This is a genomic window from Caldibacillus sp. 210928-DFI.2.18 (assembly GCF_020554505.1).
GTDB lineage: Bacteria > Bacillota > Bacilli > Bacillales > Caldibacillaceae > Caldifermentibacillus > Caldifermentibacillus hisashii.
Genome location: NZ_JAJCHL010000119.1, coordinates 1 through 7673 on the forward strand (window position 1 = coordinate 1; position 7673 = coordinate 7673).

Sequence of the window (7673 nt, forward strand, 5' to 3'; positions counted from 1 at the left end):
AGTGTCCGTAAGAGCCCGATTGGTTCAACTAACCATCAGTGGGGATGAAGCCCCCTGATGGAAGTTTCACTTTATCCCGCACAAACGGCCACTAAATCTTCCTCCGATGCCACAGAGAAGGGAAATCAAGGATGTTAAGGAGGAAGATAAGTGTCCGTAAGAGCCCGATTGGTTCAACTAACCATCAGTGGGGATGAAGCCCCCCTGATGGAAGTTTCACTTTATCCTACAGCTTACTGTTTTGAATAATTTTTAAAGCCATCGCAACCACTTGTGCATTTTTTTCTTCAATCTCTTTTTTTCTTGGAATGACCGGAACCATATCCACCGGGTCCATCCATTCTGTCGGTAAAGGAACAGGTGATTGAGCGGTCCATTTTTCCAACCAATCTTCCGGCAATTTCCCAGTTGCTTTATCCCGTTGATTTGTCATCTCTAACCAAATAAACGACCAAGCTCTGGGAATAACTCGCCAAATATCATAGCCGCCCCCGCCAACAGCGATCCATTTCCCATCACAGTATTTGTGAGCAATTTCATGGGCTAACTTCGGGATTTCTTGGTAAATTTTGATGGAAGCTGACAAATGCGTTAATGGATCATAGTAATGCGCATCAGCTCCGTTTTGCGACACAATAATATCCGGTTGAAAATATTCTACAACCTTTTCAACGGATGTCTTATAAGCATGCAGCCAAGATTCATCTTCAGTAAAAGCATCCAAGGGGATATTGAATGTAAATCCATAACCTTGACCGGTCCCGCGTTCATGTACTTGCCCCGTACCAGGGAAAAGATATCGCCCTGTTTCATGAATGGATAATGTACAGACGTCAGGGTCATCATAAAATGCCCACTGAACCCCATCCCCATGATGTGCATCTGTATCAATATAAAGAACTCTTACATTATATTTTTGCCGTAAATAAGCAATGGCAATTGAACAGTCATTGTATATACAAAAACCGGAAGCTCGCCCGCGAAATCCGTGATGCAATCCACCGCCGAGATGCAAGGCATGATCACTTTTCCCTTCCATAACAGAATCGACCGCCGTAATCGTACCACCGACAATGAGACTGCTTGCTTCATGCATATTTGGAAAAATCGGTGTATCCTCCGTACCTAAACCGAAATTGTTTGCCCTGTCCATCGGTAATTCTTGTCTTCCGGCTCTTTTTACCGCTTCGATAAAATCTTCATCATGAATTAATTGTAATTCATCATCACTCGCTTTTCGGGGCGGTACGATTTGTTCATCTGAAAGCGCTTGTATTGATTTCAACAAATCAACCGTTAACTCCAGTCTTTTTTGATTGAACGGATGATGTTGATTAAATTTATAGGTCAATAACTCCGGCGAATACACAAAAGTAGCATTATTTTTCATAGGTCATCCCCGGAAAATTTGGCCATAAAACCTCATATTTTTCTGCTTTTAACTTTTCAATGATTGGAAGCGGATTAATTGTATTCAGCCGGAAAACAATAATTTTTTTATCCTGTTCCTTTTTATCCGGATAAAGGTGGACACTTTCAATATTTACGCGAAAGCTGTTAAAAATCTCTAATACTTTTGATAAATTGCCCGGTTTATTGGACAAACGGATTTCAACGAATGAGCCAGGTTGATCGGCTCCGGTTAACTTTACAAAGGTAAAAAGCACATCGGTTTCTGTTATAATGCCGATTAATTTCCCGTTTTGAACAACAGGCAGGCAACCAATTTGATATTTATAAAAGTATGCAGCTACTTCCTCAAGAAAATCAAGCGGATGTACGGTGATGACATCTTTCGTCATAATGAGATGAATCGGTTTATCGAAAATTCCCGAATCATTCCCTTTGGAAAAGATTGACGGAACTGCTGAACGAATATCTCTGTCGGAAACGATCCCAATGCATCGATTTTGTTCATCAACAATTGGAATATGCCGTATTTGATTATTTTCGATCAAATAGATGGCGGATTGAATCGAATCGTTTTCTTTTAATGTAAATACATTTGTTTTCATCACTTCTTCAACAAGCAAAAGAATACCCCCTTATACGTAACGTTCCACTAGGATGTAAAATATTTGTCTTGATTATAATCAAAGCACACATTCCTTCCCTTTAACCGATCCTCGATTTCCCGTTTTTCCTCTCTTTCCTTGTTTCTCGTACAATCCATGTAAAAATTTTTCGCCTTCATCTGACTTCAGCCTTCGCTTTAGTACATAAACCGATTCCTGAAACGAAGACGATCAAATTTTTCAATCGAGGCTTGGTCGACCCGTTTTCCGATTCTCACCATCAAGCAGTTGGCCGGATGGGAACAAATTTCCGGATCATCGGTGGCAAACCAAACAAGACCGCCGGCATTCATCATCTTTTCCATGATTTTCCGATATTCCCACACATTCAGACCTGTCCCCTTCAAATCCCAATGCCAATAGTACTCAGTGGTAATAATGATATAATCTTCCATCGAATCATCCATCATGGCAACAATTAATAATTGTTTTCCTACAGCCATCCCTCGATATGGTGCAGCAACCTCAATCGCACCTAATTCTAGTAAATTATCCATTTTTTCCTCTGACCATCTTTCCAATGGATCAGGATAAAGGAAGGTGGCATAACCAATTACCGTATCTCCATCTCTCGCAATAATAATTCTGCCTTCCGGGAGGGCGGCGATTGAAACAAGCGCTTTTTTTTGTTCGTTAGCCGGTCGAAACGCCACTAAACCTTCATGAAAATGGTATTTGGAAAGCGTTTCTGATGGTACAGGGCCTTCAATAATTAAAGTCCCTTTTTTCGTTTCCCACTCTTTTTTATAGTAGGTTTTTTTATGTTCCAAAATATCACCTCATACGAATTTAATTCTATTATACTTGAAAGTGGTTTCAAAAAGCGAGCGAATTTTCTCACTTTACTATCCCTATTATTATAATATTTGAAAACTAGCTTAATAGAAACTTGCATTTTTAACAAAATTATGAAATAAATATATTATATGGGATATTTTGTTGCATATTTGAGCAAGGGGGAATATTAATGAAATTGGAAACGTTATCAGCAGTAAAAGGGGAACATAATTTAAAAAATTATGAGGAAGCGTACCAAACCTTTAAATGGGAGGAAGCTGAACAATATTTTTCTTGGCATTCGACCGGGAAAGTAAATATTGCTTTTGAGACGATTGACCGTCATGCAGATAGTTTTCGCAAAAACAAAGTGGCGCTTATTTACCGGGATGCGAGTCGATTAGAAAAATATACGTTTAAAGAAATGAAGGATTTTTCGAATAAAGCCGGAAATGTATTTAAAGATTACGGTGTTACAAAAGGGGATCGTGTATTTGTCTTCATGCCGCGCTCGCCGGAACTTTATTTTGCCTTCCTCGGAGCTATCAAATTAGGTGCAATCGTTGGGCCGTTATTCGAGGCATTCATGGAAGGAGCAGTAAGAGACCGCCTGCTGGACAGTGGTGCAAAATATTTAGTGACAACACCGGAATTATTACCGCGTGTACCGGTAGATGAATTGCCGGACTTGGAAACCATTTTTATCGTTGGTGAAAATGTTGAGGAAAACGGTAAATATGTTGATTTTAATAAAAAATTGGCTGAGGCTAGTAAAAATTTGGAAATTGAATGGGTAGACCGTGAAGATGGTTACATACTTCATTATACATCCGGTTCAACAGGAAAACCAAAAGGGGTTTTGCATGTCCATAATGCCATGATTCAACAATATATGACTGCCTATTGGGTACTTGATTTGAAAGAGGACGATATTTATTGGTGCACGGCTGATCCCGGCTGGGTAACGGGAACTTCTTACGGTATATTTGGTCCTTGGCTAAACGGGGCAACGAATGTAGTTGTTGGGGGAAGGTTTAGTCCGGAAGCCTGGTATAAGACGATTGAAGATTTCGGCGTAACTGTCTGGTATAGTGCGCCAACCTCTTTCAGGATGTTAATGGGTGCCGGCGATGAGGTCGTAAATAAGTTTGATTTAACTTCTTTACGTCATATTTTAAGTGTTGGAGAGCCGCTTAATCCGGAAGTTATTCGTTGGGGGTCAAAAGTATTCGGACATCGCATTCATGATACATGGTGGATGACAGAAACGGGGGCCCATTTAATATGTAACTACCCTTGCATGGATATTCGTCCTGGCTCGATGGGGAAACCGGTACCGGGAGTGGTTGCTGCCATTGTTGATGATCAAGGCAATGAATTACCACCGAATCAGATGGGGAACTTGGCCATTAAAATAGGTTGGCCGTCTATGATGCGGAAAATTTGGAATAATCCTGAAAAATACGAGTCTTACTTCTTCCCGAATGGCTGGTATGTTTCCGGAGATTCAGCTTATATGGACGAAGACGGTTATTTCTGGTTCCAAGGCCGGGTTGACGATGTGATTAATACCTCGGGTGAGCGGGTCGGACCGTTTGAAGTTGAAAGTAAACTGGTTGAGCATCCTGCTGTACGGGAAGCCGGTGTCATCGGTATTCCGGACCCTGTTCGCGGTGAAATTATTAAAGCGTTTATTTCATTGAGAGAAGGATACACACAATCGGATGAATTAAAAGAAGATATCCGTCAATTTGTCAAAACCGGTCTTGCTGCTCATGCTGCACCGAGACAAATTGAGTTTGTTGATAAATTGCCGAAAACCCGAAGCGGAAAAATTATGAGAAGAGTACTGAAAGCTTGGGAATTGAACTTGCCAACAGGTGATCTCTCGACAATGGAAGATTAATTATTGAGGTAATCAAAATTTGGAAATGAAAAAACCCCGAGAATGCTAAGTTCTTGGGGTTTTTCCGTTTTTACTGCACTGGGGAACCGCCCTGTACAGTTTCATCAATATAATTGTCATCCGCAGAATCCTGTGTCGGCGTTGGACTGGTATTTCCAACTGTCACCACATTTGATAATGGCGACTCATTACCGGCAATGTCAACAGCTACTACAGCGTATTGACCGTTGCCCGGCAAATGATAAGCAAGCGATGAGCCGGCAATAATACTTGCGATTTTTTCGCCGCGTCCGCCATTTGTGACTCGATAAATTCGATAACCGACAATATCATTTTCGGGGTGTCTGTTCCAACTTATCGTTGTATTAGATAATGATACCCCTAATGGATCAGGGATTTTCCCGTTTTCATTCATTCTTGCTGTCGAAACGAAAATGTTGGACCAATTTCCGGTACTCGGAATCAGCTGATTGACATTTTTAAGATGTGGAGCTGTTTGTTTGACAAAATCCGGATTTAACATCAGCCCGGACTGGGTAAATTCGCTCGGAGTTGAATCAAGTGCTACATATTTTTGACCACCAATGGTAACAAATCTCCCGTCAATTAAACTATCATCAACTTTTGTCGGTACATAATCAGCGATAAAATAATCCGATAATGTCAGACCTGCTTTCGAACACGCATTGGATGGAAGCAGACCGGATACACCGCAATAAGCTCTTTTAACGATTCCGCCAGGCATATTAAAGCGGTCTTTAACACCAATTACGTCCGGAGCCACATCATAGGCAGCGTTCATCAATTTTGCCCAAAGTGATAAATGTTTATTTCGGAATGCTTCCGGTATCGTCTTCGGTTGATCAAATCCGAACCAAATACCGGCAGTGAAATTAGGATTTAGCCCGACAAACCAAACATCTTCCGTGTCATTGGTCGTCCCCGTTTTCCCGGCAAGATCAGCAGAAAATTTAAGTTGCCCCGGCAATGCTCTGGCTGTTCCACTTCGAACGACATCCCGCATCATATCAATTGTTAAATATGCGGCCTGTGGGGAAAATACTTCAACCGGTTCACTTTTATGTTCATAAACGACATTCCCGTCATTATCAACAATTTTTTCAATCATGTATGCATCAATAAATTTCCCGTCATTGGCAAATGCGGTATAGGCATTCGTATTTTCTTCCACCGTTACACCGTTTGTAATACCGCCGAGGGCAATGGCTAAATTGGTATGATCTGCTTTGGTTATCCGACTAATTCCTAGTTTTTCCAAGTATTGGACCGGATCATGTGAGATGATTTTTTGCATTAAATAAACAGCAGACACGTTATAGGAATGGGTTAATGCTGTTCTTGCCGAAGTTAGCCCATAATATCGCGGTGAAAAGTTGGTCGGCCATGGTTTTCCGGAATCACCTCTCAGACCGAGATCAACATCCGCTAAAACCGTTCCCGGAGCGGCAAGCCCCATATTGATAGCAGGACCGTATACGACCAATGGTTTCATGGTTGATCCGTTCGGACGAAATGCTTGTGTTGCGTGATTTAGATTTTCCCGTTGATAATCAAGGCCGCCGACAAAGCTGATAATTTTTCCGGTTTTATTTTCGATTAGCATGGCGCCTACTTCAAGCGGCTCCTTCACTTGAATGGTTTCATTTGTTTCAGGATCCTTTTTTTGTACCGTTTGGTATGGGACGGTCTCTTTATATTGATTCGTTATTTCCTGCCATTTGTCATAAATATCTTTATTAATGGTTGTATAGATTTTATATCCGTTTTGACGAAGATCCCTTTCGGCAAGTGTATAATAACGGTTATATAAAACTTTACTATTATCGATATCTTCTTTTTTGTAACCGTCTTTTTTATAATAATTTCCCATTAACACTTCAATAGCTCTTCTTTCACTTTCCATAATCAAATATGGATACTGCTCGATAATTGAATCTTGTGGAGGGATAAAATCTTTCACAATGTCATAGGAAGCCGCTTCATTATATTGTTCTTTCGTGATGTACCCCATTTTGAGCATGCGACTTAGCACAACTTTTTGGCGTTTTAAGCCCGGCTCCAGTCCTTCTGCGCTTTTGAGTTCTCCTTTATTTGTAAAAGGAGTGTAGCCGTATGGACTTTGTGGGAGACCGGCGATAAAAGCTGCTTGCGCCAGATTTAAGTCCTTTGCCGGGACACCAAAGATTCCTTTCGCTGCCGCCTGTATTCCGGCAATATTTTGTCCGGAAGAATTTCGCCCAAATGATGATACGTTTAAATATGCTTCCAAAATTTCATCCTTATTGAAAAACTTCTCAACTCTTAAAGCAAGCAAGATTTCCTTCGCTTTTCTTTCAAACGAAACTTCATTCGTTAATATTTGGTTTTTCACCAGTTGCTGTGTTAATGTACTGCCGCCGGTTTGAACGGCTGAATTGGTGACTTCTTGATACAATGCCCGTAGCACAGCTTTAGGAACAACACCGTTATGGGTCTTGAAATTTTGATCTTCCGTTGCAATGACAGCTTTTTTGACAAAATCAGATACGTCATCGATCTTCACTTCTTCCCGGACAATATCCGACCGAAGATGCCCGAGAAAGACATCATTGGCAAAATATAATTCAGACGGTTCTTCATAATTATAGATATCTTTTTTTAATTCTTCATAAGACCGAGGATATTCATCTTTGACAAGGGAAGCGAAATATCCGGCACCAACCCCCAATCCTAATGAAACAGCGAGAATAAAACATATAATACCAATTAAAATCAGATTCCATACAACAGAATAGGTAATTCGAAAAATTTTTGCTGTTTTTGGATTGAATAACTTTTCTTTAATCGGTTTTAGTTGTTTGATCAATGTATTGAAATATTCCTTCATAGCACCCCTCCTGGAATCAAATTCATTA

The 7673-nt window shown here is 40.6% G+C and carries 5 protein-coding genes; 1 reads left to right on the forward strand and 4 read right to left on the reverse strand.

From position 1 onward, the window contains the following. Positions 1-226 precede the first annotated feature (226 nt). From LIZ98_RS16115 to LIZ98_RS16125, 3 genes are all read right to left on the reverse strand, one after another. Positions 227-1390, reverse strand: coding sequence for an acetoin utilization protein AcuC (locus tag LIZ98_RS16115; RefSeq protein ID WP_227090548.1), 1164 nt, complete (start codon positions 1388-1390; stop codon positions 227-229). After that, entirely contained in the window at positions 1380-2033 is a 654-nt protein-coding gene (locus tag LIZ98_RS16120; RefSeq protein WP_095142314.1) for a CBS and ACT domain-containing protein, read from the reverse strand. Before LIZ98_RS16120 ends, LIZ98_RS16115 begins: the two co-directional genes overlap by 11 nt. Before the next feature lie 179 nt (positions 2034-2212). Continuing rightward, the gene (locus LIZ98_RS16125; RefSeq protein ID WP_041845588.1) at positions 2213-2845 is read right to left on the reverse strand and encodes a GNAT family N-acetyltransferase; all 633 of its coding nucleotides are present in this window, start codon (positions 2843-2845) and stop codon (positions 2213-2215) included. Between the two features lie 197 nt (positions 2846-3042). Between LIZ98_RS16125 and acsA the strand changes: the two genes are divergently transcribed. After that, a complete protein-coding gene (acsA, locus tag LIZ98_RS16130) occupies positions 3043-4758 on the forward strand; it encodes an acetate--CoA ligase (protein WP_041847666.1) in 1716 nt (571 codons plus the stop codon). A 70-nt stretch (positions 4759-4828) separates the two neighbouring features. On the opposite strand, the gene LIZ98_RS16135 is transcribed toward acsA, so the two are convergent. Beyond that, the gene (locus tag LIZ98_RS16135; protein WP_227140253.1) at positions 4829-7645 is read right to left on the reverse strand and encodes a transglycosylase domain-containing protein; all 2817 of its coding nucleotides are present in this window, start codon (positions 7643-7645) and stop codon (positions 4829-4831) included. Positions 7646-7673: the final 28 nt, after the last annotated feature.